The following is a 25,486-nucleotide window of genomic DNA, read 5'->3' on the forward strand; positions in this document are numbered from 1 at the left end:
ATCATCGCAGCCGCTGCATCACCACGGTCGGGGCGTCAGCTTCGTCGCGTTGTTGCTGCCTCTTCTCCAGCAGCACCGCAATCCCCCACGACACCAACGCTCCCAGCGCCAGCCCGGCCAGCACGTCGTGTACATAGTGGACGCCCACGATCACCCGCGACGCCGCGGCCGCGGCCGCACAGATCACCGCCACCCAGCCGAAGGTCCGGTGCAACGCCCAGATCGCCATGGCCGACGCACCGGCGATCACCGAGTGGTTGCTGGGAAACGACCAGTCACCGGGCTCAGGACACGGCGCCAGCGAAGGCGCCGTGCGACAAGGCCGTTCCTCCTGCACCACGAGCTTGACCACCTCGCTGACCGCGTAGGCGACCACCACACCGGCGCCGGCGAGCAACGCCCGAAGCCGGTGCTTGAACCACAACGCGAGGAACATCAACGCGAACACACCCAGCACCGCGTCGGTGCCGATCACCAGCCAAGTCACCCAGCCGAACCTACGAAGATCGTCGTTTCGGCGCCCCTGCCGATCGGAACCGATCGGACCTTACTTTCGACAAGGTCGATCTCGTGCTGCGGTCGCACCCGGGCTGTGGCAGGTTCACACCACCGTTCGGTGAGGAGACCGGGTGTGCTGATCCAGCGCGCGGCCATCGCGATCGTCCAGGTCCTCGGCCTGGCGGTGTGGTTCTCGATGTCGGCGGTCGTCCCCTCGCTGCGCCAGGAGTGGGGCATCAGCGCGGGCGCCGCGGTGTGGCTGACGGCGTCCGTGCAGCTCGGTTTCGTCACGGGAGCGATCGGGGCCACGGTGCTCAACCTGGCCGACCGCGTCCGCCCGCACCGGCTGCTCGCGGTCTCCGCGGCGACCGGCGCGGTGATCACGTTGGTGCTCGGCCTGTTCGTGGACGGCCTGGCGTCCGCGATCCCGTTGCGGTTCCTGACCGGAGTGGCGCTGGCCGGCGTCTACCCGGTGGGCATGAAGCTGATGGCGTCGTGGTCGGAGTCCCGCAACCGCGGCCGGGCACTGGGCGTGCTGATCGGTGCGCTGACACTGGGCTCGGCGCTGCCGCACGTCTTCGGGCGCCTGCCGTGGCGCGAGGTGCTCGTGACCGCGGCCGCGATCGCGTTCCTGGGCGCAGTGGTGGCGTTCCTGGTCGTGCGGCCAGGTCCGTTCGTCACGGCCACGACCGCACAGCTCAATCCTCGGTACGCGTTGCAGATGTTCCGGGAGCGCAAGCCCCGGTTGGTCAACCTCGGCTACTACGGGCACATGTGGGAGCTGTACGCGTTGTGGACGTGGCTGCCCACGTTCCTGTTGAGCGCCAACGCCAAGGCCGGGCTCACCGTGTTCCTGACGATGGGCGTGGCCGGGTTCGTGGGCTGCCTGATCGGCGGGTGGGCCGCGGACCGGTTCGGCCGAGCCCCCGCCGCTGTCGGCGCGCTCACCGTCAGCGGGCTCTGTTGTCTGTTCTCTCCTCTCGCGCACGGGTCGGCGCTGCTGGTCGCGTTCTGCGCGGTGTGGGGTGCGTCGGTGATCGCCGACTCCGGAGTGTTCTCGGCGTCGTTGAGCGAGGTCGCCGACCCGCGCTACGTCGGGACCGCGCTCACCGCGCTGACCGCCATCGGATTCGGGCTCACGGTGGTCAGCATCCAGCTCGTGCCGCTGTTCGCCGAGGTCGTGACCTGGCGTTACGCCTTCTTGCTGCTGGTTCCGGGGCCCGTGATCGGAGCGCTGGCCATGCTCAGAACCAGGTCGTAGTAGCCGTCGGGGTTGTCGGCGCCCGAACGCCCGTCGATCAGTTCGCGCACGACGTCGCAGTGGCCCGCGTGCTGCGCGGTCTCGGCCAGGACGCGGACCAGCAGGTGGCCGAACGTCGTCTGGCGCTTGTGCTCCGCCCACCACTCCACCGACGCGGGCGCGTCCAGCGGTAAAAGGGAGATCGACTCGTCGGAGTGCTGCCAGGCCGTGCGGTAGAGGTCCAGGAGGTACTCGCGGCTCTCGGTGGGCTTGGCCCACATGTCGCCGTTCTCCCAGATCGACTTGTCCTCGACCCACGGCAGCGTCACCGGGGCGGGGCGGCCCACGGAGTCGCCGAGGTAGCCGAGTTCGATGCCGATCAGGTGCTTCACCAGGCCGAGCAGGTTCGTGCCGCTGGGCACGAGCGGTCGGCGCACGTCGTACTCGCTGAGGCCCTCCAACGAGGAAACGACGGAGTCGCGGGAGTCCTGCAGGTAGCGGCGGAGGTCGTCGGCGGTCATGGTTCGAACCGTAGCGACGGGGTCTGACAGTTTCGGCGAACGCGAGCCACTACCACCGCGCACCGCAGCCTCGCTCGACCGGCGATCGAGAACCGGACGTGAAACAACAAGGCCGTGTCACTTTCGGCTGACTCACGGAGAGTGACGCGCAGGTCAGCGCCCGATCGCTCGAAAGTCGCTCGAGTTTCGCTGGAGCGGCCGCTCGTCTAGGACACAAGCTGACCTCAAGTGGTCATACAGTCGTTCATGTCGGGACAAACGAGCGAAGGACTACAGCGATGACCACCACCGAGATCCTCACCGGCGAGCGCGCGGACCTGCTCGAGAGCCTCCAGCAGCACCGCTACTTCCTGACGTTCACGGCGAAGGGCCTCACCGACGAGCAGGCCGCGTCCAGCCCGACGGTCAGCGCGCTGTCGGTCGGCGGCCTGATCAAGCACGTCGCGACGGTCGAGGAGAACTGGGTCAAGTTCATCGAGGAGGGCACGCCGGCGCTGGACTTCGACCCCGGGTCGGACGCCTACGACAGCCACGAGCGCAACTTCCGGATGGAGCCGGGCGAGACGCTCGAGAGCATCCTCGAGCGCTACAACAAGATCGCCGCGCACACCGACAAGCTCCTCGAGACGGTCGACATGGACCTCTCGCACAAGCTGCCGAACGCCCCGTGGTTCCCCGAGGGCAAGACGTGGTCGGCGCGGCGCGTGTTCGCGCACATCATCGCCGAGACCTCGCAGCACGCGGGCCACGCGGACATCATCCGCGAGACGATCGACGGCCAGAAGACGATGGGCTAGTCCGCGCCCCCTCGTTTCCTTTGGCGCGAAAAGCACGTTCGGGCCATCTATCGGCCCGAACGTGCTTTTCGCGCCAAACCAGCCAGCGAGGTGGCTAGGGGCGGGGCGGCGAGAAGGTCGAGAGGAACTGGTCCCGGAAGTCGCTCATCCGCGACACCGGGGCCGACCCTCCCGGCCTGATGCCGTCGTCCCACTTCCAGGCCTCGACGCGCTGCAGCACCGCCGGGTCCTTGGCGACGATGGTGATCGGCACGTCCCGCGAGGCCCCCTCACCGGTCACCATCTGCGCCGGCTGGTGGTCGCCGAGGAACACGAAGACCAGGTTCTCGTCGCCGTACCGTTCGAGGTACGAGACCACCGACTCCAGCGAGTACGAGATCGAGTGCCCGTAGTCGGCCCGCACGGCGGCCGGGTCGCGGCCGAAGATCGACTCCGGCGGGTCGTTCGAGGCGGGCATGGTCGAGTAGATCGAGCCGTCGCCCAACGCGGACCAGTCGACGGAGTCCGGCGTCGGCGACCACGGGGCGTGTGAGGACACCATCGGGATCGCCGCCATCACCGGGGCGTGTTCACCCGAACGTTCGTTGCGTTGGAACGACTCCAACGTGAACTGGTCCGGCGTCGTCGCGTACCCGAAGCGCGGCCCCTTGTAGCCGAGGTCCTGGGCGGCGTAGATCTTGTTGTAGTGGAAGAAGTCCCCTTCCGGCCACGCCTGCGTGATGCCGGGGACGACGCCGACCGAGCGCCACGACGACTCGCGGAACGCGCGCGGCAGCGTCAGCCGGTCCGAGGCCACCAGGTTGCGGTAGCGCTGCTGGTTGTCGATCCACAGCCCGGACAGCAGCGTCGCCTGCGCCATCCAGCTGCCGCCGCCGGCCGTCGGCGAGGTCAGGAACGCGGACTTGGCCGTGTACCCGGCCGCCTTCAGCCGATCGTTGCCGGCAGCCAGCTTCGCGGACACGTCCGGCAGGTCGAGGGCCGACTTGCCGTAGCTCTCCACGAACGTGAAGACGACGTCCTTGCCCTGCAACGAGGACAGCAGCCCGGGGTGGTCGCGGTACGCGTCGACCGAGGCCTCCGCGGCGAACACCTCCTGGTCGTGCAGCCCGAGCCGCACGCGCTTGGCGTGATCGACCAACGACGTCGCGGCGGCGTCCGAGTACACCGGAACCCCCGGCACGGCAAGAGAAACGCACGCCACCGCCGCCAGCGCGACCACGCGGATCGCGACCGGACGACGCCCTGCCGCGACGGAACCCAGCCGCAGCACCGAAACCGCGGCGAGCCACACGATCCCGACGACCAGCGCCACCGTCAGCCCCACGGCCAACACCGAAGCGAAACGGCCGAACGTCACGTCCACGAAGTCGACCGCCGGCACCAGCAACGGCCAGTCGAGCACGAGGTCGAACGGCCGGTACAGCACCATGTCGAAGCCGATGTCCATGATCTTGACGACCGTGAACAGCCCCAGCGCGATGCCGGCAGCGACGGCGAAGGGCTTGCGCACCCGGTCCGGCAGCAGCACCAGCACCAGCACGCCGATGAGACCTTCGAGCGGCACCCGCAGGAACGCCTCGAACGTGAACTTCTCCAGGTCGCTCGGCGCGATGAGCACGAACAACACGAACAGCCCTGCCAGGACAGTGGCCGTCCGACGCAGCAACATCCTCACCGAGAATCCCCTTTCCTGACCTATGAGGTAAACGCGGCACGGCCCGTGCGCGGTTCAACTGCACTACCATCGAGCCCGTGACCCGCCCGCACGTTCTGCTGAGCGTCGCCGTCAGCCTCGACGGCCACATCGACGATCGCGGCACCGAGAGGTTTCCGCTTTCCAACGCCGAGGACTTCGATCACGTCGACCGGATGCGCGCGGAGTCGGACGCGATTCTCGCCGGGGCCGAGACGCTGCGCCGTGACAACGCGCGCCTGCTCGTCTACAGCGAAGAGCGGCGCGCGCAGAGAATAGCGGAGGGCAAACCGGAGCTCCCGCTGCGGGTCACCGTCACCCGAAGTGGTGATCTGGACCCTGAGCTGCTGTTTTGGCACTGCGGTGGCACGTGCCTGGTCTACACCAAAAGCCCCACGACCACTGTCGACCACCTCGCCGAAACGAAAATCTTCAGCGATTTCCCAGAAATTCTGGACGATCTCGGCGCACGCGGCGTGAGAAAGCTCATGGTCGAAGGCGGCACGAGCATTCACACGGCGTTCCTCGCCGCCGGACTCGCGGACGAGATCAGGGTCGCGGTCGCACCGATGCTGATCGGGCAGGCGACGGCCCCGCGTTTCGTGAATCCCGCCGAATTCCCCGGTGGACCGGCACGCCGATTCCACCTGGAGGACGTCACGAAAGTCGGGGACGTCGCCGTGCTGCGCTACTTCCCGAAAGTCACTTCCTGAACAGCCCGAGGATCTGCTCGCGGCGGTAGACCGCGATCACCAGCGCCCAGAGCATGAACACGATCGGCATCGTGGCTGCCTTGAACCCGCCGTTGGTGACCAGGAACAGCTCCGTGAGCGCCGCACCGCCCATGATCCCGGCGAGCGCGAGCGCCGCGAAGCCGCAGACGCGCGGGATCAGCAGGCCGATCGCGGCACCGATCTCCAGCACGCCGGTGAAGTAGCGGAACCACTGGCCGAAGCCGATGTCGTCGAACTTCGCAACGAACTGGTCGGTGAACAACGCGGAACCGTTCAGGACGAACTGCACGGCGAGAACGATCTGCAGGATCCAGACGACGATGTTGCCGACCTTCGCCGCGGTCGAGGTCTGCTCAGACATGGCGGGATCCTCCCACCGACACCGCCGCGTTGCGCCACAGCCACAGCACGTCGCGACCGAACGACCACACCAGCGAGGCCAGCGCGAGACCGACCAGAACGGCCGCGAACGGCAGCAGGCCCGACGCCGCCACGACGAGGAAGATCCCCTGCACCGCGGCCACGACCTTGCGCGCGTAGCTGCCCGGCAGCGGCGCGTTCATCCAGCGGAAGCGCCACGACGCGGCCACGAACACGTACCGCATGAGCCCGATCGCGAGCACCCACGGCCCCATGTGCACGGCCACGTACGCGCTCAGCACCAGGATCAGGAACGCGTCGACCTCCATGTCGAACCGGGCTCCGAGCGCGGTCGACGTGCCGGTGCGGCGGGCGACCTGACCGTCGACCCAGTCGAGGGACAACGCGACCGCGGCCAGCGTCACGACCAGCGCCACCGGCACGTCCTGGCCCGCGCGGTCCGCGACGAGTGCCGTCACCGCGCCGACCATCAGGCCGCGCGCCAGCGTGACGCGGTCGGCCGGCCCCAGTGACCTGGTGCGATGCCGCTGCATGCCGTAGCCGAGGAACGCCCAGGTGGCGAACCCGTAGGCCAGACCTGCGGCCCAGCCGAGCGGCCCGAGACCGGCGGTGGCGCCGACCACACCCAGCAGGAGCACCTGGGCGGCGGCCCACACGGCAGGCTCCCGTACGACGACGGACGCCCTGGTGTGCTGAAGTGTGATCATCAGGTGCTCCTGGTGGACTTCGTGCGGCGGAGGTGTTGTGAGTGACACGTACGGCGAGTGCCTTTTGGCTCAATGAATCCGGAAAAGGGGAAGTCCGTCCGGTCGCGCTGGCCGAGCCCGGTCCTGGCGAGGTCGAGGTGCGCACGCTGTTCTCCGGTGTCAGCCGCGGCACGGAGACCCTCGTGCACCGCGGTGGTGTGCCGGAGAACCAGTACGCGGCGATGAGGGCTCCTTTCCAGGAAGGGGACTTCCCGTGGCCGGTGAAGTACGGGTACCTCAACGTGGGCGTCGTTGAACACGGACCCGAACAACTCCGCGGGCGCACGGTGTTCTGCCTCTATCCACACCAGACCCGTTACGTGGTCCCGGAAAGCTCGGTCACACCCGTTCCCGACGACGTTCCGGCCGCTCGCGCCGTGCTCGCGGGCACCGTCGAGACCGCGGTGAACGCCGTGTGGGACGCGCGTCCGCTGATCGGCGACCGGATCGCGGTGGTCGGCGGCGGCATGGTCGGATCGAGCATCGCGGCGGTCCTCGCCACGTTCCCCGGAGCACGCGTGCAGCTCGTGGACGCGGATCCGAGCCGCGAGACCGTCGCCGATCAACTCGGTGTGGGCTTCGCGTTGCCGGGCAACGCTCTCGACGGCTGCGACCTCGTCTTCCACGCCAGCGCGACCGAACCCGGCCTCACCACCGCGCTGAACCTGCTCGCGCCGGAAGGCAGGGTCGTCGAGCTCAGCTGGTACGGCGACAAGAAAATCTCGGTTCCGCTCGGCGAGTTCTTCCACTCGCGGCGCCTCACGATCCGCAGCAGCCAGGTCGGCACGGTCGGCCGCCCCGACCGCAGCTACGCCGAACGCATGGCGCTGGCACTGGACCTGCTGGCCGGCGACCGGTTCGACGCGCTGATCACCGGCTCCAGCGCGTTCGAGGAGCTGCCGGACGTCATGCCGAAGCTCGCGAACGGGGAGATTCCGGCGCTGTGCCACCGGATTGACTACGGTCAGGACCATGTTTCCGAGTGACACCACGGTCGACGTCCGCGACCAGCGCGTGGCCGTGCTCCCGGTCGGCAGCACCGAGCAGCACGGCCCGCACCTGCCGCTCGCCACGGACTCGGTGATCGCGTGGACGATCGCGTCGGAGATCGCCGCGCGGCACCCGGTCCGGCTGCTGCCGCCGATCCAGTTCTCGTGCTCGCAGGAGCACGCCGACTGGCCCGGCACCGTCAGCATCTCCGCGCGCACGCTGGTCTCAGTGATCACGGACATCGCGGACTCTTTGCGGCGCAACGGTGTCACCGGCCTGGTGCTGGTGAACGGGCACGGCGGCAACTACGTCCTGTCGAACGTCGTGCAGGAGAACGAGAACATGGCGCTGTTCCCGGGACGGGACGACTGGGCGTTCGCGCGGGAGAAGGCCGGCATCGAGACCTCCGCGTACAGCGACATGCACGCGGGTGAGCTGGAGACGTCGATCCTTCTGCACGCTCACCCCGATCTCATCCGTCCCGGCTACGAAACCGCTGACCACCTGGCGGAGGACCGGCGGCACATGCTGACCCTCGGTCTGACGCCGTACACGTCCTCCGGCGTCATCGGGAGGCCTTCTCTCGCGTCAGCGCGCAAGGGCGAGCTCCTGCTCGCGGGGCTGGCCGAGTCCTTCGGCCACTACCTCGGTCTTTTCGACCTTGGTACGGCGTGACAGGAACAGCACGACCGCGCCGGGCAGCGCGGCGATCAACGCCAGCACGCCGTAGACGATGCCCGTGGTGAACCCGTGCTGGGCGCCCAGGCCGGCGGCGCCGAACGCCACCGCGAGGAACGCCTCCCGCGGGCCGAACCCGCCGATGTTGACCGGGATGGCCATGATCAGCAGCGCCAGCACGACGACCGGCGCGAGCTGGGTGATCGTGGCGGTCGACCCGGCGGCGCGGGCGGCGACCACGAACATCGCCACGTACCCGGCGACGGTGGCGGCCGACAGCGCGACGACCGCGGGCCAGGTCTTGAACGACAACAGCCTGATGCCGTCCGCGAGAGTGTTGACCAGGACGCGGCGCACGGGCTTGATGTGCCAACCGGCGACCGCCGCAACGGCCAGACCAGCGAGAACGAGCCCCACCGTGGTGCCGCTCAGGTCGAGGTCGAAGCCGGGCGCGGGGTGCAGCAGCAGCACCCCGAGACCGATCCCGATGAGCACGACCTGACCGGCGAAGCGCTCGAAGAACACGGCGCGCACGCCCCGTCCGACATCGCCCGACTCACGTCCGTGGTTGACCGCGCGGTGCACGTCGCCGAGCACGCCCGCGGGCAGCACGGCGTTGACGAGCAGCGCCCGGTAGTAGTCGCTGACCGCGGTCCGCATGGTCAGCGACAGGCCGAGGCGGCGCGCGACGAGCACCCAGCGACCGGCGCTGAGCAGTGTCGTCACGAACCCGATCGCCAGCGCGGCGGCGACGGAGAACGCGTCGATCGCGCGCAGTCCGTCCACGAACGCCCCGGTGCCCAGGCGAAGGCCCACCGCCACCAGGATCGCCACCGCCAGCACAAGGCGAAGCCACGGCCAGAACTTCTTCATCACACAGCCCTCGGTATCGCTAGCAGGTCGACGTGGTGGACCACCGCGGAAGCCTCTGACCTGCGACGCAGGTACTCGGGCGCTTCTGCGGCCAGTGCGGGTTCCTGCTCGACAGCCGCGCCGACCCAGCCCTTCAGCCATTCGCGCTGGAGGGCGTCGGAGTTCATGCGCCACGGGCTCGAAGCCGTTCGAACCGAAGCGCCCGCTGCCACGAATGCCTGTTCGGCAGCGGCCGGAGCGTCCGGTCCGAGAAGCTCGCGCCCGTCCACGACGCGGCGCTGGTGAGCGTTGAACGCGTCCTGGAAGGCGGCGTCGAGCGGCTCGGCCGGGTCGAACTCGATCCGGCCTGCCACCGAGAGCGTGAACAGTGCGGGCACATGTGCTTCTACGCATGCAACCGCCAGAGCGTTCATCTCGTTGACAGTGAGCAAGTCGAGCAGCGCGGAGCAGGTGACCAGGTCAGAGCTCGCGAGGTCGGCGGCGGTGAGCTCGGTGAGGTCGCCCTCACGCGTCTCGGCGGTGACGTTCTCGAGGGCGCTCACGCCGGCCTCCGCCAGTGCGAGCAGCCGGGGATCGCGGTCGTGCAGCACCCAGTGCTGCACACCGCCGAGCCTCCCGGCGAGCCATCGTCCCATCGATCCCGTGCCACAACCCAGGTCACGGATCGTCAGCGGGTTTCGGTTCACCAGAGTTGCGCGGACCACGTCGACGAGTTCGGTCGAGCGTGCCTGAGCGTCCGCGTTCTCCCGCAGTGCCAGCCATTCCGGCGCGAAGGTCATGGCCGCAGACTAGCCAGCACCCTCCGCAGGTCCTCTGTGGATCGATCCCAAGTGGACAGAACGGCTCGTCTGGCGAGGGCTCTGGCCCGCAGCTCCGAGCGGAATTCCTGATCTTGGAACCAGCGCGTCAGTGCAGCTTCCAATGCATTTTCGTCGCCCGGAGGCAGGAGCAGCCCGCCGTCGGCCAATGCGTCGGGAACGGCACTGGCGATGACCGGCAGACCGTGCGCGAGCGCCTCGGTGACGACCATCCCGTACGTCTCGTTGCGGGACGCGAGGACGAACAGGTCCGCATCGGAATACGCCCTGGTCAGAGCGTCGCCGACGAGCGGTCCGCGGAAGCTGACGCGATCGTCTTCCGGCAGCTGGCCGACGAACGGACGGACCGGCCCCACGCAGTCGAGCCGCCACTCGTAGTCGATCTTCTGCAAGGCCCTGATCAGCAGGTCGTGGCCTTTGCGGGGTGTGATCGAGGCAACGCAGAGGAGTTGGCTGACGCCGTCCGTGCCGGGTGCTTCCGGCGCCGGATCCGTGCCTGGGACCACCACGTGGACGCTGTCGAGCCCGTGCCTGGTCCTGATGTCGTGCGCGGCCGTCGGGCTGGTCGCGATGACGGCGCTCACGGCCCTCAGGACCTGGCGTTCCCGCTCGTCCAGCGCCTTCGCCGTCGCGGGGTCGAGCCCGGTCTCGTCGGCGAGCGGCAGGTGCACGAGCACGGCGAGCCGGAGGCGTCCGGCCTGTGGGACGACCACCTCCGGCACACCGCAGGCGACCAGGCCGTCCAGCAGGACGACCTCGCCGTCGGGGATCCGCGCAAGCGTTTGCTCCAACGACGAGGTGTCGCGCGGACGCGGCCAGTCACCGGCGACGGGCAAGAGGTCCATGCCCGCGCTCACGCGCAGGTCGTAGACGTTGCCGCCGCTGGGACCGGCCGGATCGTCGACGTCAGCCGGCAGTACGAAGTGCACGTTCGTAGCTCGCCCACGCCACATGGGACTCGTGGAGTGTGACGGCGATCGCATCGATGCCGTGAGCACCCTCACCGAGAGCGCCCTCGGAGATCTTGTCGGCGAGCTGGTCGGCGATGTGCTTCGCGAGGAACTCAGTGGACGTGTTGATGCCCTTGAACTGCGGTTCCTCGTCCAGGTTGCGGTAGTTGAACGCGGCCAGGACCTTGTTCAGCTCCTGGGTCGCGAGTCCGATGTCGACAACGATGTTGTCCGAATCGAGTTCGGCACGTTTGAACGTTGCGTCCACCAGGAACGTTGCTCCATGGAGACGTTGTGCCGGACCGAAGACCTCGCCGCGGAAACTGTGGGCGATCATCACGTGATCGCGGACGGTGATGCTGAACAGGATGACCTCCGCTGTGCGGTCGGGTTACGGTGCGACCTCGCATCCGAGCGTAGCTGCACGCTCGGGAGGCGCCTGGTGACGAGGGGACCCGAGATGTTCGAACAGGCCTTCAACGACGAGGACGTGGCGGAGTCCGACCTGGTGACCCGCCGTGGCACCTTCCGTGCGGTCGCGTTCCGCGCGGACGGCCACGAGCACATGGCCCTCGTCTACGGAAAGACGAAGCTGCGCGAGAACGTGCTGGTGCGCATCCACTCCGAGTGCATGACCGGCGACATCTTCGGTGCGATGCGCTGCGAGTGCGGCGAGCAGCTCGACGCCGCGTTGAACACGATCGTCCGCGAGGGCAGCGGGATCCTCATCTACCTGCGCGGCCACGAGGGCCGCGGAATCGGTTTGGTGGCAAAGGTCCGCACCCACGTGCTGCAGGACGCCGGTCTGGACACCCTGGACTCCGCGACCTCGCTCGGCCTGCCGGTGGACATCCGCGACTACTCCCCCGCGGCCCGCGTTCTCAAGCACCTGCGCGTGCAGTCGGTGCGGTTGATGTCCAACAACCCGGACAAGATCGCGGCGTTGGAGGACAACGGGATCACCGTCGCCTCGCGCGTGCCGTTGCTGATGGCGCCCAACTCGCACAACATCGCGTACCTGACCGCGAAGCGCGACCGGCTCGGCCACGACCTGCCGCAGGTCGACTCGTTCACCCTGCCGCACGCCCGCTGACCATTGCTTTCCCAGCACGTGGCGCTCAGACTGTTCCGATGCTGGCGCTGCGAGCAGGGCGTGCCTTCGACGGTGAGCACTCGCTCGCCGGTCCCGTCACGGTCATCACCGAGAACGGCACGATCAAGGCGGTCGAGCAGGGTCACCCGGACGTTCCCGGTGCCGAGGTCGTGGATCTCGGCACCGCGACCGTCCTGCCCGGACTGATCGACACCCACGTCCACCTGTGCGCGGACAGCGAGAACGGCGCTCTGGACCGGATCCCCGGTTTCAGCGCCGATCAGCTCGACGCGGTGATCGCAGACAGTCTCGCCCGCCAGCTCCGGGCGGGCGTGACGACGGTCAGGGACCTCGGCGACCACCAGTGGGCGGTGATCGAGCAGCGGGGCAGGCACGTCCAGCGGATCCTCGGCTCCGGACCGCCCATCACCAGCCCTCGAGGTCACTGCTGGTCGATGGGCGGCGAGGTCTCCGGCGACGAGCAACTGCGCCAGGCCGTCCGTGTCCGGGCCGAACGCGGTGTCGACGTCGTCAAGGTCATGGCCAGCGGCGGGTTCGCGACCCCCGGCTCCGCGGTCGGCGAGTGCCAGTTCACCGAGCAGGAGCTCCGCGTGGTGGTCGAGGAGGCCCACGCGCACGGCCTGCCGGTGACCGCCCACGCCCACAGCCTGGCCGCGGCACAACGGGCCGTGGCCGCGGGAGTGGACGGTCTCGAACACCTCTCGTGCCTCTCCGACCGGGGCATGCAGGTTCCGGACGATCTCGTGGACGCGTTGGTGGAAGCCGACATCGCGGTCTGTCACACGCTCGGCATCACCCAGGAACCACCGCCTTTCATGATCGAGGCGTGGGACAAGATCGGCATGAGCTACGCCGGCAAGGTGAGCATGGCCGGGATGATGTACGACCGCGGCGTGCGGACGGTCGCGGGCACCGACGGTGGTATCGCGTCGGGCAAACCACACGGTGCCATCGCCTTCTCGGTCGTCGACCTGGTGAAGGGCGGCGTGCCGAACGCCGGTGCGCTGGCGAGCGCCACCAGTCAGGCGGCGAAGGCGTGTGGTGTCACCAAAGGAGTGTTGAAGCCCGGCTGGGACGCGGACATCATTGCGGTGCGAGGAGATCCGATGCGGGACATCTCCGCGCTGCACCACGTGACCACCGTGGTGATCGGCGGTCAGATCGTGACGACGACCTTGCCGAGCGAGCGTCGCGAGTAGACGTGGTCGATCGCGTTCAGCGCTTCCGGCAACGGGAACTCGCGTTCCACCGGCGGTTTCACCTCGCCTGCTTCGATCAGCACGCGCAGTTCGTCGAAGACGTCGGCACGTTCCTTCGACATCAGCAGGAAGAGCTTCTGGGAGGTGAACGGGTTCAACGCGGCCGCGCGCAACGCCCGTTCGAACCCGCCCGTCAGCGATCCCCCGGTCTCGGCACCGACCAGCACCAGGGTTCCGCGCGGGGTCAAGGCCTTGCGCAGCCTGGACAACGACCGGTTGCCGCCGCAGTCCAGGATCAGGTCGTAGGTGCCGGTGAAGTCCGCCACCGTGTAGTCGACGACCTCGTCCGCGCCCAACGACCGCACCAGGTCCATCTTCCGCGTGCTGCACACACCGGTCACGTGTGCCTGACGGGCCTTCGCGATCTGCACCCCGTACGAGCCGACACCACCACCAGCGCCGAGCACCAGAACCCGTTGTCCTGCCCGCACTTCACGCAGTCCCTGGAGCGCGGTTCCGCCCGAGATCGGCACGGCGGCCGCTTCCGCGAACGAGATCCCCGCCGGCTTGCGCGCCAGCTGTGAGACGGGCGCGACGGAGTACTCGGCGAACGATCCCTCGCACGTGCCGAAAACCTCGTCGCCGACCGCGAACTCGGTCACACCGGGACCGATCCCGGTGACGACACCGGAGACGTCCCGGCCTGGTACCGGCACCTTCGGCCCGCGGAAGCCGAACCCGATGACCCGCACCAGGTAGGGCTTTCCGGCGAGGAGGTGCCACGTGCCCATGTCGACGCCCGCGGCCCGCACCTCCAGCAGAACCTGACCTGGCCCAGGCACAGGCACGTCCAGCTCACCGAGCACCGCCGTTCCGTATCTTCGTTGCACGACAGCCTTCACTCGTCTTCCTCCTCCGGGTACTGGAAAACCTCTTCGAGCGACACCTGGAAAGTGCGGGCGATCTTGAACGCGACCTCCAGCGAGGGCGAGTACTTGCCCTGCTCGATGGCGATCAGCGTCTGCCGCGTCACGCCGATGGCCTTCGCGAGATCCGCCTGCTTCATCTCGCCGTGCGCGAACCGCAGGGCGCGGATGGAGTTCGTGACCTTCGTCGGCTTCACTGCAGTCCCCGGTGGTAAGCCGCGAGCTTCGCCAGTGAGCCGAGTACTGCGGACAGCACGAAGCACAGGTAGAGCACGTTCGCGATCCAGAAGTGCGGCACCTCGAACATGGCCAGCACCATCGCCGAGACTCCGCCGATCGCGACGAACGACTGTCCGATGTGGTCACCGAACCGGCCGATCTCGCGATCCCGTTCGTCGACCTGCAGGCCGTCGTTCCGCGCGGCGATGCCGAACCAGATGCCCGACACGATCCCGGCGACGATCCCGCCCCCCACCGTCCACAGCAACGCGGCCACGTACGGCGTCTCCGCGAGCGGCCGCCCGTCCATCCGGGTCAGGACAAGCACCGCGTACACGGCATATCCGACAACGGCGAACACCGCCATTGCCCATGCCCGCTTCTCCTCGACCGCCACGTCTCACTCCCGATGTCAAAGAAACCTGACACGACCAAGGTAAAACTTCGCAGACACCGTGTCAAATATCTTTTACATGATCACGCGCGTCCGTATGGCGGTCGACTACGTCCGATCGGAGGCGTTAGCGTGCGGCACATGCTCCGTCCGATCCTTGTTGCGTGCGCGCTCGCCCTGACGGCGTGCGGCAGTGCCGTGACGGCGGAACCACCCGCCTCCACGAGCACGCAGCCCACGTCCCGGCCGGCGTCGCCCGCCCCGGCCGCGGCCGTCGCGACGCCCGAGGTGTGCGCGATGCCCGACAGCGGCTTCGAGTGCGACTTCCAGAAGCGCATCAAGGCGGCTCAGGCCTACGCCGAAACCCGGCCCGGCACGGTCGGCATCGTGCTGCGCGACCGCAGGTCCGGGGTGATGTGGCGCAACGACCACGCGGACGACATGACGTGGACCGCGTCGACCATCAAGCTCGCGATGGTCGTGAACCTGCTGGAGCGCCATCGCGCCGGCAAGATCAAGCTGAGCAACGACGACCGCCGCCTGATGACCGCGATGCTGCACAGCTCCGACGACGACGCGGCCGACACGCTGTGGAAGCGCTACGGCGGCGCGACGTTCAACGCGGCGTTCGGCAGGTACGGCATGACCAGCCTGGTTGCCCAAAGGGGATATTCCTCTTCTTTTCCCTACTGGGGCTTCGAGAAGTGCACGACGAACGACCTCGACCGGCTCATCAACTACGTGCTCGACACCGTGCCGGCGGAGGACCGCGAGTACATCGTCGGGCAGATGCGTCAGGTCGGCCCCGAGCAGCAGTGGGGTGTCTGGGGACCTGACTCCGGCACGAAGAACGGCTGGTCGGAGGAGGACGGCGGCTGGGTGATGAACTCGGTCGGGTTCGTGGGGAAGGACGCGCGGTACACCGTCGCGATCATGAACAACCTCAAGGGCGAGGGCGGGTACGACGAGGGCCGCGAAACGGACACGGAGATCACCCGCATCCTGTTCCGCTGACAGTCCTTTCAGGACATCGGCTCGAAGTGGAACGAGCGGATGAAGCAGTCACGTGGCTGGTTCACGGCGAACACCACGCAATCGGCCACGGACTGCGCGGTCAGCACGCCGTCGCGCGGCGCGTTGTCGTCGTTGTCGAAGTCCGGTGGGTACAACGAGATCATGCGGATGCCCTCCGGCCGCAGCCGTTGCGACATGATCTCGACGTAGCGGCCCTGTCCTGCTTTGGCCGCGTGGAAGGCCGCGTGCGCGACGTGCGCGGGATCGCTGCGCGACTCGGCTTCGAGCGACACGATCGTCACGACGTCGGGACGTTCGGAACGGCGCAGCAGCGGCAGGAAGTTTTCGGTCATCAGCACCGTTCCGGCCGTACCGGACAAGATGGTCCGCACGATCGCGTCGTCGTCCGCCTGGGACTGTGCGAGGAACCCGGCGCCGTTGTTGACGAGCACGTCCACGTGCCCGAGCAGCTCCCCCACCTGGTCAGCGCACTGCCGGACCGATGCCGGGTCAGTCAGGTCGCACCGCAGCGCGTGGGCGCCGGGCAACTCGTCACGGGTGCGTTGTGCGGCAGCGAGATCACGAGCCGTGACCACCACTGTCGCGTCCAGCGCGGCGAACCGGCGCGCGATCGTGCGTCCGAAACCCCTGCCACCACCGCTGACGACCACGTTCATGCGCGAGATGGTGCAACCTCCATCCCGCTGGAGGTCAAGTTGCTAGCGTGGTGCCGACCTGCTCGGAACTGGGGAAGGGGTCGCCGTGCCGGACCGGAGGGCACAACTCGAGGAGAAGATCCGCGCGTTCCAGGAGCAGGCCGCCAGGGCAGGCCAGCTCAAGGACAAGATCTCGGAACTGCGCGGGCAGGCTCGCAGCGGTGACGGCTCCGTCACCGTGACCGTCGCACCGTCGGGCGCGGTGCTGGGCCTGCAGCTCAGCCCGACCGCGATGAGGTACAGCCACACGCAGCTGCAACAGGAGATCCTCGCCACCATCAGGGCGGCGACGCAGCAGGCTGCGCAGGCGTTGCAGGACACGGTGACGCCGGTGCTGGGCGACCAGGCCGAGCTCTTCAAGGAGGCGTTCAACGCGCACTCCGGCGTGATGATGCCGGACGCGCCCCAGCAGCAGATGCCGCCCCAGCACATGCCGCCGCAGCCGCCTGCGCCGATGTCGCGTCCACCACAGGGGAACCGTCCGAGGCCCGCGCCGGTCTCAGATGACGACGACTTCGGCGGCAACTCGATCCTGAGGTGATGGGGGCATGACGGGATTCCAAGTGCAGGGCGGCGCACTCACCGCGCACAGCGCCGGTTCGAAGGAGGCCGCCGGCCACTTCGGACAGTTGGCGACCCTGCTCGAACAGGCGAGGGTGAGCGACGACTGCTTCGGCCCGCTCGGCGAACTGCTCGCGTTCAAGTACTTCGAAGGCCTGCAGGAGTGCCAGGACATGGCCAACAAGGCCAAGGGCTTCCTGGAGGGCGTGTCCGAGCGCACCGAGCAGACCGCTCAGACCTACCGCGACGTCGAGGACGCGATCCACCAGGGACTGCAGAAGCTGACCTCCAGCGGCGGCCCCGGCTCACTCGCCGACCTGAACAGCGCGGGCAACGCCGGTCGCAAGAGCGACTTCGAGCAGAACGCGAGCTACGGCAGCTCGTGGATGAGCACGAGCGGTGACATCTCCCGCGCGAGCAGCCCGCCGGACGTGGCCATCGCGGCGGTCAACGCGCGCATGGAGCAGCTGCAGTTCGTGATGAGCCCCGGCCAGTCGTTCATCGACAACGGCCTGGGCTTCCTGATCGGCATCGTGATCAGCCCGATCGTCGAGCTCGTGCTCGAACCCGCGATCGGCGACCCCGAGCAGATGCGCAGCACCGCGACCGGCTGGGGCAAGGTCGCGGACTGGGTGAAGTCCACCGGCGAGCACGAGAAGACCCGCGCCGCCGCGACCTCCCAGCCGTGGACCGGCCAGGCAGGCGACAAGTTCCGGCAGCAGATGGACGAGTTCGGCGCGGGCGCGGAAGCGTTCTCGAACGAGATCCGCGGCCTCCAGCAGATGCTGGAACTCGCCGCCGACCTCTTCGACGCGTTCGTCGAGATCTGCATCGACATCCTGCAAGAGCTGGTCATGGGCCTGATCATCGAGTGGCTGGCCGCGCTGGCCGCCTCGTGGATCACCGCGGGCGCGTCGGTCGGTGCCGCGGGAGCCGCCACCGCCGCGCAGGTCGGCGGCACGATGGCGCGCCTGGGCATGAAGGTGAAGCAGCTGCTCGGCAAGCTGAAGCCGTTGATCGAGCAGCTCGAGAAGATGCTGGTGAAGCTGCGCAACGGCCCGCTGAAGAAGCTCGTCGAGAAGGCGGAGGGCTTGCGCGACGGCAACATGGCCGAGAAGTGGCTGATGCGCCAGGTCGACGCCAACCCGCTGGCCAAGATCCTCACCAAGGCGGACCCGGCGACGATGGCGTCCAAGACCGGCAACCGCTTCGCCGGCCGGTTCGGCGTGGACGGCGCGGGCGCCGACTCGCTCACGACGAACCTCACCGAGGCGGGCCTGCGCATGGCGGGCATGAGCGGCACCACGCACGTGCCGACCGCCATCACCAACGGCGTCATGGAGAACGCGCCGGGCCTGGCGATGGAACAGGGCATCAAGTACGGCTACAACAAGGGCCAGGACCCGTCCTCCGACGAGGAACGTTCCGACGCCATGAACCGCGGATTCGAGTACGAATGATCTTCTCAGCGCCACTCGGCCCAGGCCACGTCGCCCGGCAGCACGTCTGCCGGGCCGGCGAGTCGTTGGTCTGGGCGATGTACCGGCGGACCTTCTACTACGCCGTCGACGGCCTCGACCGGCTCGGCGCACCGAGCCGGTCGTTGTTCGCGCGCGGGGCTTCTGCCGTGGGCCGAGGGGCGGGCGACCTCGCGCTGACGTTCTTGGGCGGCGGCGGGGACTCCGCCGACGACAAGTCCCCTCCCGCTGACCACCTGGTGTTCGGGCCCTCCGGTGAGTCGCTCGCGGTGCGTGCCCTGTCGCGGTTCGAGCCCGGTAAGCGCTCGGATCGCTTGTGGGCGTTGACGTCAACACGGCTGGTGATCGCCGAGCGAGTCGCCGAGGTGGCTGCGGAGCCGGAGCCGAAGTCGTTCCTGGGCAAGGCGATCGAGTTCGGCAAGGACATGGGCAAGATCCTCACGGACACCCGCCGCACGTACGGCGAGCACGTGGAGGGCGAACCGGTCGCCGTACCGGCCCACCGGGTGGTGGTGGAGATTCCGCGTGCGCAGATCGCCGACGTCCAGTCCGCCGGCTCTTCGCTGCGTGTCGTGCTGGTCGACGGGTCCGGGTTCGAGTTCCTGCTCCAACCCCGGGTCGCTGCCCAGGACAAGGTGGTCGCGAAGGAGCTGACGAAGTTCTGGCTGCGCCGCGGAGAGAACCTGGAGCTGGGCCTGGCCCCGGTCTTCGGGTACGTGGGCGGCGTGGTCGGCGGATCGGTGCACGTGCCCTGGAACCCTGTCGGCGAGATGCCCCCGCTGAAGCTGGACGCACTGCGGTGGCCGTTGCCCGCGCCCCCGTCACCACCGGACTGGCTCGACGACCCGACGCTCGGCTACTGGCTGGAAGGACCCGCCCCGTCGTGCGCCGCGGTGCGACTGGCCGACCACTTCGCGTTCGCCCGCGGCAACGGGAGGCTGGCGGTGAGCGACCAGCGGGTCGCCGTGGTGTATCCGACGCATCTGTTCGAGGCCAAGCCCGCCACCGTCTTCACGACGTTCGCGGAGATCCCGCGCAACGCCGTGCGGCTGGAAACCCCTTCCACAGGGGCAAGCCTGCCAGCGGAACCCGTGGTCAGGCTGACGTTCGCGGACGGCTCGCGCCTGGACATCCGTCATCCCTGAAGCGACTCCCACAGGCACAGCACGCTGCCTTCGCTGTCCTTCACGTACTGCGAGAAGCCGAAGTCACCAACGCGTTCCTTGGCGTTGAGCAGCGTGCCGCCCGCCTGTGCGACCTTCCGCGCCACCTCGTCGATGCTCGGCACCTCGATGATCAGCACCGGACCCTGCACGAACTCGGTGCGCGGCGAGATCCCGCCATCGCTGTCCGCCGGGTCGACGGGGTCGCCGTCGGTGTCCACGAGCACGTACTCGAACGGCAGCTGCTGCGCCGACCACCCGAAGACCTCGCGGTAGAAGGCCGTCGCACGGTTCAGGTCGTCGGCGGGCAGCTCGAACTTGACCCTGGTCATCGCGCGAGGTCCGGAACCTGGGCGACCAGCTCCTCCGGCGCGGACAACCGCCAGGCCTCGAACACCAGCTCCGCCAGTTCGTCGGCCTCGATGCCCTCCAGGTACACCACGACCCAGCCGAACCCGCCCGCCGTGAACTGCACCTCGAACACGTCCGGCCGCTCCGCCACCAGCGCGAGCTGCTCGGACAGCGTCTGCTTCAGCCCGACCGTCTGCGTGCGCGGCCAGAAGTAGCCGAACACCTTGCCCCGCACCTTCAAGGTGTCGTACGAGCTCCCGGACGTCCGCTTCACCTCGGCGAGCGCGTCCACGATCTTGAAGAGCTGCTTGTCCGTCGTTGCCACTGCCGACCCCCAAAGCCGAAGGCCAGCAGTATAAATCCGCTCAGCGGACCGGTTGAGGTTCCGTGGTGGAGGTCTGGGTGACGCGGCTGCGTTGGGTCAGCACCACGCACACGACCACCACGGCGGCGGTGGCCAGTGCCGGCCAGCCGACCGGTTCGCCGAGGACCAGGGCCGACCACATCAGGGTCAGGACCGGTTGGGCCAGCTGGATTTGACCGATCTTGGCCACGCCGCCCGCGGCCAGGCCCGCGTACCAGGCGAAGAAGCCCAGGAACATCGAGATCAGGGCCACGTAGGCGAAACTGGCCCAGACGATGCCAGTGGCTCGCGAGAAGTCCGCTGTGTACAAGGAAACCGGGAGTGTCACCGGTAGTGACACGACCAGCGCCCAGCAGACGGTCCGGGCGCCGCCGAGTTCGCGGGAGAGTGCGCCGCCCTCGGCGTATCCCAAGCCGCACAACACGACCGCGACGAGCAGGTAGACATCTGCCAGGCCCAGCGAACCCGAGAGGCCGCCGCCGGTGGCCACGAACGCCAGCACGGCGAGCAGGCCTGCGCCGCTGGAGAGCCAGAACGCCGCGGGTGGACGTTCGGAGGCGCGCAGGACGGCCCAGATCGCCGTGGACATGGGCAGCACGGCGATCACCACGGCGCCGTGGGCCGAGGTCTGGGTGGTGAGGGCCAACGAGGTGAAGAGCGGGAAGCCGATCACGATGCCCGCGGCGACGACGACCAGGCGGCGGATCTGCGTTGCCGACGGGAGTGGTGCGCGAGACAACGCCAAGTAGGCGATCGCCAGGACGCCGGCGACCAGGGCGCGGCCGAACGCGACGAACCACGGGTCCAGTCCGGCCACCGCCAGGCGGGTCGCGGGGAGGGAGAAGCTGAAACCCAGCACGCCGAGCGCGCCGAGTGTTACCCCCGCTGGCACGATAACGTTACTCTTGGCTCTCATGAATGAGGATAACGCAGCCGTCCGCGTTATCGAGGACCTGAGAGCGACAGCACTGGCTGGGCGCGCGGGCGATCGCATGCCGTCGGTGCGGGAGCTGATGTCGCGGCACCGGGCGTCGCCCGCGACCGTGCAGCAGGCCATCCAGCGCGTGGCCGCCGAAGGACTCGTCGAGGTGCGGCCCGGACGCGGCAGCTACGTCGCCGAGCGCACGTCCGCCACCAGCCACGACCTGTCGTGGCAGGCGGTGGCGCTCGGCGAGGGCAGACCCGGTGAGGAGCTGGTCGCGAACCTGCTCGCGGTGCCGAAGCCCGAAGCCATCCCGTTGTCCAGCGGCTACCTCGACCCCGACCTGCAGCCCACCGAGGCGCTCGGTCTCGCGCTCAGCAGGGCCGCGCGCCGGCCCGCGTCGTGGGGACGCGTACCGGTGGAAGGCAGGGAGGAGCTACGCGCCTGGTTCGCGAAGGAGGCCGGCGGCGAGCTCCGGGGCGGCGACATGACGGTGTGCGCGGGCGCTCAGGAAGCGCTGGCGACCGTGTTCCGCGGGCTGGGCGATCGCGGTGACACCGTGCTCGTCGAGTCGCCCACCTACCTCGGCGCGATCGCGGCGGCGCGCGACGCGGGGCTCAAGGTCGTTCCGGTGCCCGCGGACTCCGACGGTGTGCGACCGGACCTGCTCCGGGCTGCGTTCGAGCGCACCGGCGCCCGGCTCTTCTACTGCCAGCCGCTGCACGCGAACCCGCACGGCGCCGTGCTGTCCGATGAACGACGCGTCGAGGTGATGCGGATCGTCCGTGCCGTGGGCGCGTTCCTCGTCGAGGACGACTGGGCGCGCGGTTTCACGATCGACGGCACCGCGCCGCCGACGCTGGTCTCACAGGACACCGACGGGCACGTCGTCTACGTCCGCTCGCTGACGAAGGTCGCCGCGCCGGGGCTGCGCGTCGCCGTGATCGGAGCTCGCGGGCCCGCGGGCATCCGGCTGAAGAACACGCGGTCCAAACAGGACCTGTACGTCGCGGGGCCGTTGCAGGAGGCGGCGATCGACTTCGTGACGTCCCCGGTCTGGCGCAGGCACCTGCGCACGCTCCAGCAGTCCCTGAGGTCCAGACGCGACGCTCTGGCGCGCGCGATCGGCGAGCACCTGCCGGACTTCGAGATCGCGAAGTCGTCCGGCGGCCTGCACCTGTGGACGAAGCTGCCGGGCGGTGTCGACGACCTGGAGCTGACGACGGCGGCCGCGGCACGGGACGTCGTCGTGTTCCCGGGACGGCCGTGGTTCGCCGCTGAACCGCCGGGCAGTTTTCTTCGTTTGACCTACGGCGGCGCGCCTGAGCACGTGCTCGCCGAGGGCGTGCGGCGGTTGGCCGGCGCCGTGTCCGCCGTGGGGCGATGACCAGATCGAGTGAATTGCATCGTTCGTTAACTTGACTCACTCCAGAAAAGACGGCATGGTGGCTCCCGTGCCCACGGCTTCCGACTTCGAGCGCATGTTGCGTGGAGCGTCACTTCGGGTGACGGCTCCGCGGATAGCTGTGCTGTCCGCGGTGCACGCCCACCCGCACGCCGACACGGACTCGATCATCGGTGTCGTGCGTCAGAACCTCGGCGCGGTCTCCCACCAGGCCGTGTACGACGTGCTCCGGGCGTTGACCGGGGCCGGCCTGTTGCGACGCATCGAGCCGCAGGGCTCGGTCGCGCGTTACGAGGCCCGCGTCGGGGACAACCACCACCACGTCGTGTGCAGATCCTGCGGCGCCATCGCCGACGTCGACTGCGCAGTCGGCGCCGCGCCCTGCCTGGACGCATCCGACGACCACGGATTCGTCATCGACGAGGCCGAGGTCATCTACTGGGGCACCTGCTCCGAGTGCACGACCGCCGCGAAAAGTTCCTGAACACCCGGAAGGATTCCCGTGTCCGACAGCACTGACGCCAAGGTGAGCGAGAACGTGGAGGAGGCCGGCGGCTGCCCGGTCGCGCACGGGCGACGCAGCCATCCCAGCGAGGGCGGCAGCAACCGCGACTGGTGGCCGAACCAGCTCAACCTCCGGATCCTCCGCAAGCACCCGGTCCAGGCCAACCCGATGGGCGGTGACTTCGACTACGCCAAGGAGTTCCTGACCGTCGACCTCGACGAGCTGGCGCGCGACGTCGACGCCGTGCTGACCGAGTCGAAGGACTGGTGGCCCGCGGACTTCGGGCACTACGGCCCGTTCATGATCCGCATGGCGTGGCACAGCGCGGGCACCTACCGCACCCACGACGGCCGCGGTGGGGCCGGCGCGGGCATGCAGCGCTTCGCCCCGCTGAACAGCTGGCCGGACAACGGCAACCTGGACAAGGCCCGCCGTCTGCTGTGGCCGGTCAAGAAGAAGTGGGGCAAGAAGGTCTCCTGGGCCGACCTCATGATCTTCACGGGCAACCGCGCGCTGGAGACCATGGGCTTCACGACCTTCGGCTTCGCCGGTGGCCGCGAGGACGTGTGGGAGCCGGACGAGGACGTGTACTGGGGCCCCGAGACCGAGTGGCTCGGCGGCGACGCGCGCTACAGCGGTGAGCGCGACCTCGAGTCGCCGCTGGCCGCGGTCCAGATGGGCCTGATCTACGTCAACCCCGAGGGTCCGAACAGCAACCCGGACCCGCTCGCCGCGGCCCGCGACATCCGCGAGACGTTCGGCCGCATGGGCATGAACGACGAGGAGACCGTCGCGCTCATCGCCGGTGGCCACACCTTCGGCAAGGCGCACGGCGCGGGCGACCCGTCGCTCGTCGGCGTGGAGCCCGAGGGCTCGCTGATGGACGCGCAGGGCTTCGGCTGGATCAGCACGCACGGCACCGGCAAGGGCCGTGACGCCATCACGTCCGGCCTCGAGGTCACCTGGACCCAGAAGCCGACCGAGTGGACGAACCTGTTCTTCAAGAACCTCTTCCAGTTCGAGTGGGAGCTCACCAAGTCTCCCGCCGGCGCGCACCAGTGGAAGCCGAAGGACGGCGCGGGCGCCAACACCGTGCCGGACCCCGAGGACGGCACGCTCAACCGCACGCCGATGATGCTGACCACGGACCTCTCGCTGCGCTTCGACCCGATCTACGAGCCGATCTCGCGCAGGTTCGCCGAGGACCACCAGGCGTTCTCGGAGGCGTTCTCGCGTGCGTGGTTCAAGCTGACCCACCGCGACATGGGCCCGATCCAGCGCTACCTCGGCCCGCAGGTGCCGCAGGAGGAGCTGATCTGGCAGGACCGCCTGCCGGTGCGTGACTACGAGCTGATCTCCGCGGACGACGTGGCCGCGCTGAAGGCCAAGATCCTGGAGACGGGCCTCTCGGTCTCGCAGCTGGTCAAGACGGCGTGGGCGTCCGCGTCGTCGTTCCGCCAGAGCGACAAGCGCGGTGGCGCGAACGGTGCCCGGATCCGCCTGGAGCCGCAGCGCAACTGGGAGGTCAACGAGCCCGACCAGCTCGCGCAGGTCCTGCGTGCGCTGGAAGGCGTGCAGGAGGCGTTCAACGCCGCCCAGACCGGCGGCAAGAAGGTCTCGCTGGCCGACGTGATCGTGCTCGGCGGTGCCGCGGCGATCGAGCAGGCGGCCAAGGCCGCCGGCCACGACGTCGAGGTTCCGTTCCTCGCGGGCCGCACCGACGCCACGCAGGAGCAGACCGACGCCGAGTCGTTCGCGGTGCTGGAGCCCGTCGTCGACGGCTTCCGCAACTTCGGCAACAAGGCCACCCGCCTGCCGTCGGAGTACCTGCTGATCGACAGGGCGAACCTGCTCGGCCTCTCCGCGCCGGAGATGACCGTGCTGGTCGGCGGTCTGCGCGTGCTGGGCGCCAACCACGGTGGTTCGACGGCGGGCGTGCTCACGGCCAAGCCGGAGACGCTGACCAACGACTTCTTCGTCAACCTGCTCGACATGGAGACGGAGTGGAAGTCGGTCACGGAGGACCAGGAGAACTTCGAGGGCCGCGACCGCGCCACCGGTGCCGTCCGGTGGACCGCCACGCGCAACGACCTGGTGTTCGGCTCGAACTCGGAGCTGCGTGCCGTTGCCGAGGTGTACGCGAGTGATGACGCGTCGGAGAAGTTCGTGCAGGACTTCGTCGTTGCGTGGAACAAGGTGATGAACGCGGATCGGTACGACGTCTGATCCAGTTCTT

The 25,486-nt window shown here is 68.7% G+C and carries 30 protein-coding genes; 14 read left to right on the forward strand and 16 right to left on the reverse strand.

From position 1 onward, the window contains the following. Position 1 precedes the first annotated feature (1 nt). Entirely contained in the window at positions 2-487 is a 486-nt protein-coding gene (locus ACFOWZ_RS36590) for a phosphatase PAP2 family protein (RefSeq protein ID WP_382378505.1), read from the reverse strand. A gap of 144 nt (positions 488-631) precedes the next feature. Between ACFOWZ_RS36590 and ACFOWZ_RS36595 the strand changes: the two genes are divergently transcribed. Then, positions 632-1,759, forward strand: a complete 1,128-nt coding sequence (locus ACFOWZ_RS36595; RefSeq protein WP_382378506.1) for an MFS transporter — start codon at positions 632-634, stop codon at positions 1,757-1,759. Here ACFOWZ_RS36595 and ACFOWZ_RS36600 read toward each other — a convergent pair. Beyond that, on the reverse strand, positions 1,690-2,259 hold the full coding sequence (locus ACFOWZ_RS36600) for a DinB family protein (RefSeq protein ID WP_382378507.1): 570 nt from the start codon (positions 2,257-2,259) through the stop codon (positions 1,690-1,692). The two genes, ACFOWZ_RS36595 and ACFOWZ_RS36600, sit on opposite strands and share 70 nt — an antisense overlap. Before the next feature lie 278 nt (positions 2,260-2,537). On the opposite strand from ACFOWZ_RS36600, the gene ACFOWZ_RS36605 reads away from it, so the two are divergent. Further along, the gene (locus tag ACFOWZ_RS36605) at positions 2,538-3,056 is read left to right on the forward strand and encodes a DinB family protein (RefSeq protein WP_382378508.1); all 519 of its coding nucleotides are present in this window, start codon (positions 2,538-2,540) and stop codon (positions 3,054-3,056) included. Positions 3,057-3,150: 94 nt separating this feature from the next. Here ACFOWZ_RS36605 and ACFOWZ_RS36610 read toward each other — a convergent pair whose 3' ends face one another. Continuing rightward, entirely contained in the window at positions 3,151-4,725 is a 1,575-nt protein-coding gene (locus tag ACFOWZ_RS36610; RefSeq protein ID WP_382378542.1) for a sulfatase, read from the reverse strand. A gap of 83 nt (positions 4,726-4,808) precedes the next feature. On the opposite strand from ACFOWZ_RS36610, the gene ACFOWZ_RS36615 reads away from it, so the two are divergent. Further along, positions 4,809-5,462 (forward strand): RibD family protein, encoded by a 654-nt coding sequence (locus ACFOWZ_RS36615; RefSeq protein ID WP_382378509.1) that lies wholly within the window; start codon positions 4,809-4,811, stop codon positions 5,460-5,462. Here the strand turns inward: ACFOWZ_RS36615 and ACFOWZ_RS36620 are convergent. After that, on the reverse strand, positions 5,452-5,844 hold the full coding sequence (locus ACFOWZ_RS36620; protein WP_382378510.1) for a DoxX family protein: 393 nt from the start codon (positions 5,842-5,844) through the stop codon (positions 5,452-5,454). The two genes, ACFOWZ_RS36615 and ACFOWZ_RS36620, sit on opposite strands and share 11 nt — an antisense overlap. Beyond that, positions 5,837-6,571: a CDP-alcohol phosphatidyltransferase family protein gene (locus ACFOWZ_RS36625; RefSeq protein WP_382378511.1), complete on the reverse strand. Its 735-nt coding sequence runs from the start codon at positions 6,569-6,571 to the stop codon at positions 5,837-5,839. The genes ACFOWZ_RS36620 and ACFOWZ_RS36625 overlap by 8 nt, the downstream gene beginning before the upstream one ends. Positions 6,572-6,612: 41 nt before the next feature. Here ACFOWZ_RS36625 and ACFOWZ_RS36630 point away from each other — a divergent pair, with 41 nt between their 5' ends. Together ACFOWZ_RS36630 and ACFOWZ_RS36635 are read left to right on the forward strand one after the other, a co-directional pair. Beyond that, positions 6,613-7,596: a zinc-dependent alcohol dehydrogenase gene (locus tag ACFOWZ_RS36630; RefSeq protein WP_382378512.1), complete on the forward strand. Its 984-nt coding sequence runs from the start codon at positions 6,613-6,615 to the stop codon at positions 7,594-7,596. After that, the gene (locus tag ACFOWZ_RS36635; protein ID WP_382378513.1) at positions 7,583-8,275 is read left to right on the forward strand and encodes a creatininase family protein; all 693 of its coding nucleotides are present in this window, start codon (positions 7,583-7,585) and stop codon (positions 8,273-8,275) included. The genes ACFOWZ_RS36630 and ACFOWZ_RS36635 overlap by 14 nt, the downstream gene beginning before the upstream one ends. Here ACFOWZ_RS36635 and ACFOWZ_RS36640 read toward each other — a convergent pair. The 4 genes from ACFOWZ_RS36640 to ACFOWZ_RS36655 are packed head-to-tail and all read right to left on the reverse strand — an operon-like array spanning position 8,189 to position 11,286. Further along, positions 8,189-9,151, reverse strand: a complete 963-nt coding sequence (locus ACFOWZ_RS36640; protein ID WP_382378514.1) for a lysylphosphatidylglycerol synthase transmembrane domain-containing protein — start codon at positions 9,149-9,151, stop codon at positions 8,189-8,191. The genes ACFOWZ_RS36635 and ACFOWZ_RS36640 overlap by 87 nt on opposite strands. Continuing rightward, on the reverse strand, positions 9,151-9,930 hold the full coding sequence (locus tag ACFOWZ_RS36645) for a class I SAM-dependent methyltransferase (protein ID WP_382378515.1): 780 nt from the start codon (positions 9,928-9,930) through the stop codon (positions 9,151-9,153). Before ACFOWZ_RS36645 ends, ACFOWZ_RS36640 begins: the two co-directional genes overlap by 1 nt. Continuing rightward, positions 9,927-10,922: a glycosyltransferase family 4 protein gene (locus tag ACFOWZ_RS36650; RefSeq protein WP_382378516.1), complete on the reverse strand. Its 996-nt coding sequence runs from the start codon at positions 10,920-10,922 to the stop codon at positions 9,927-9,929. The genes ACFOWZ_RS36645 and ACFOWZ_RS36650 overlap by 4 nt, the downstream gene beginning before the upstream one ends. Continuing rightward, the gene (locus ACFOWZ_RS36655) at positions 10,876-11,286 is read right to left on the reverse strand and encodes a 6-pyruvoyl trahydropterin synthase family protein (protein WP_382378543.1); all 411 of its coding nucleotides are present in this window, start codon (positions 11,284-11,286) and stop codon (positions 10,876-10,878) included. Before ACFOWZ_RS36655 ends, ACFOWZ_RS36650 begins: the two co-directional genes overlap by 47 nt. Before the next feature lie 75 nt (positions 11,287-11,361). On the opposite strand from ACFOWZ_RS36655, the gene ribA reads away from it, so the two are divergent. Together ribA and ACFOWZ_RS36665 are read left to right on the forward strand one after the other, a co-directional pair. Next, complete coding sequence (ribA, locus tag ACFOWZ_RS36660; protein WP_382378517.1) at positions 11,362-12,012, forward strand: GTP cyclohydrolase II; 651 nt, start codon at positions 11,362-11,364, stop codon at positions 12,010-12,012. A 38-nt stretch (positions 12,013-12,050) separates the two neighbouring features. Beyond that, a complete protein-coding gene (locus tag ACFOWZ_RS36665; protein ID WP_382378519.1) occupies positions 12,051-13,232 on the forward strand; it encodes an amidohydrolase family protein in 1,182 nt (393 codons plus the stop codon). On the opposite strand, the gene ACFOWZ_RS36670 is transcribed toward ACFOWZ_RS36665, so the two are convergent. The 3 genes from ACFOWZ_RS36670 to ACFOWZ_RS36680 are packed head-to-tail and all read right to left on the reverse strand — an operon-like array spanning position 13,190 to position 14,774. Further along, entirely contained in the window at positions 13,190-14,134 is a 945-nt protein-coding gene (locus ACFOWZ_RS36670) for an NAD(P)-dependent alcohol dehydrogenase (protein ID WP_382378520.1), read from the reverse strand. The two genes, ACFOWZ_RS36665 and ACFOWZ_RS36670, sit on opposite strands and share 43 nt — an antisense overlap. Further along, positions 14,131-14,355 (reverse strand): helix-turn-helix transcriptional regulator, encoded by a 225-nt coding sequence (locus ACFOWZ_RS36675; RefSeq protein ID WP_382378521.1) that lies wholly within the window; start codon positions 14,353-14,355, stop codon positions 14,131-14,133. The genes ACFOWZ_RS36670 and ACFOWZ_RS36675 overlap by 4 nt, the downstream gene beginning before the upstream one ends. Beyond that, positions 14,352-14,774: a hypothetical protein gene (locus ACFOWZ_RS36680; RefSeq protein WP_382378522.1), complete on the reverse strand. Its 423-nt coding sequence runs from the start codon at positions 14,772-14,774 to the stop codon at positions 14,352-14,354. Before ACFOWZ_RS36680 ends, ACFOWZ_RS36675 begins: the two co-directional genes overlap by 4 nt. Before the next feature lie 138 nt (positions 14,775-14,912). Here ACFOWZ_RS36680 and ACFOWZ_RS36685 point away from each other — a divergent pair, with 138 nt between their 5' ends. Next, on the forward strand, positions 14,913-15,785 hold the full coding sequence (locus tag ACFOWZ_RS36685; protein WP_382378523.1) for a tat pathway signal sequence: 873 nt from the start codon (positions 14,913-14,915) through the stop codon (positions 15,783-15,785). Between the two features lie 8 nt (positions 15,786-15,793). On the opposite strand, the gene ACFOWZ_RS36690 is transcribed toward ACFOWZ_RS36685, so the two are convergent. Further along, complete coding sequence (locus ACFOWZ_RS36690) at positions 15,794-16,462, reverse strand: SDR family oxidoreductase (protein ID WP_382378524.1); 669 nt, start codon at positions 16,460-16,462, stop codon at positions 15,794-15,796. A gap of 85 nt (positions 16,463-16,547) precedes the next feature. Here ACFOWZ_RS36690 and ACFOWZ_RS36695 point away from each other — a divergent pair, with 85 nt between their 5' ends. The 3 genes from ACFOWZ_RS36695 to ACFOWZ_RS36705 are packed head-to-tail and all read left to right on the forward strand — an operon-like array spanning position 16,548 to position 19,685. Continuing rightward, on the forward strand, positions 16,548-17,042 hold the full coding sequence (locus ACFOWZ_RS36695; RefSeq protein ID WP_382378525.1) for a YbaB/EbfC family nucleoid-associated protein: 495 nt from the start codon (positions 16,548-16,550) through the stop codon (positions 17,040-17,042). A gap of 7 nt (positions 17,043-17,049) precedes the next feature. Beyond that, on the forward strand, positions 17,050-18,522 hold the full coding sequence (locus ACFOWZ_RS36700) for a WXG100 family type VII secretion target (RefSeq protein ID WP_382378526.1): 1,473 nt from the start codon (positions 17,050-17,052) through the stop codon (positions 18,520-18,522). Further along, a complete protein-coding gene (locus ACFOWZ_RS36705) occupies positions 18,519-19,685 on the forward strand; it encodes a hypothetical protein (protein ID WP_382378527.1) in 1,167 nt (388 codons plus the stop codon). The genes ACFOWZ_RS36700 and ACFOWZ_RS36705 overlap by 4 nt, the downstream gene beginning before the upstream one ends. Here ACFOWZ_RS36705 and ACFOWZ_RS36710 read toward each other — a convergent pair. Genes ACFOWZ_RS36710 through ACFOWZ_RS36720 form a run of 3 tightly spaced genes read right to left on the reverse strand, consistent with a single transcriptional unit; the run spans position 19,676 to position 21,310 of the window. Continuing rightward, complete coding sequence (locus ACFOWZ_RS36710) at positions 19,676-20,035, reverse strand: VOC family protein (RefSeq protein WP_382378528.1); 360 nt, start codon at positions 20,033-20,035, stop codon at positions 19,676-19,678. The two genes, ACFOWZ_RS36705 and ACFOWZ_RS36710, sit on opposite strands and share 10 nt — an antisense overlap. Then, on the reverse strand, positions 20,032-20,379 hold the full coding sequence (locus ACFOWZ_RS36715; RefSeq protein WP_382378529.1) for an MmcQ/YjbR family DNA-binding protein: 348 nt from the start codon (positions 20,377-20,379) through the stop codon (positions 20,032-20,034). The genes ACFOWZ_RS36710 and ACFOWZ_RS36715 overlap by 4 nt, the downstream gene beginning before the upstream one ends. Positions 20,380-20,419: 40 nt before the next feature. Continuing rightward, entirely contained in the window at positions 20,420-21,310 is an 891-nt protein-coding gene (locus tag ACFOWZ_RS36720) for a DMT family transporter (RefSeq protein WP_382378530.1), read from the reverse strand. A gap of 22 nt (positions 21,311-21,332) precedes the next feature. Between ACFOWZ_RS36720 and ACFOWZ_RS36725 the strand changes: the two genes are divergently transcribed. The 3 genes from ACFOWZ_RS36725 to katG all read left to right on the forward strand — a co-directional run bounded on the left by ACFOWZ_RS36725 (position 21,333) and on the right by katG (position 25,476). Beyond that, positions 21,333-22,727, forward strand: coding sequence for an aminotransferase-like domain-containing protein (locus ACFOWZ_RS36725; RefSeq protein ID WP_382378531.1), 1,395 nt, complete (start codon positions 21,333-21,335; stop codon positions 22,725-22,727). Positions 22,728-22,794: 67 nt separating this feature from the next. Further along, complete coding sequence (locus ACFOWZ_RS36730) at positions 22,795-23,229, forward strand: Fur family transcriptional regulator (RefSeq protein ID WP_030469700.1); 435 nt, start codon at positions 22,795-22,797, stop codon at positions 23,227-23,229. A gap of 18 nt (positions 23,230-23,247) precedes the next feature. Next, positions 23,248-25,476: a catalase/peroxidase HPI gene (gene katG, locus ACFOWZ_RS36735; RefSeq protein WP_382378532.1), complete on the forward strand. Its 2,229-nt coding sequence runs from the start codon at positions 23,248-23,250 to the stop codon at positions 25,474-25,476. The last annotated feature ends 10 nt before the right edge of the window (positions 25,477-25,486 follow it).

The sequence above is a fragment of the Lentzea rhizosphaerae genome (assembly GCF_042649515.1).
GTDB classification, from domain to species: domain Bacteria; phylum Actinomycetota; class Actinomycetes; order Mycobacteriales; family Pseudonocardiaceae; genus Lentzea; species Lentzea aerocolonigenes.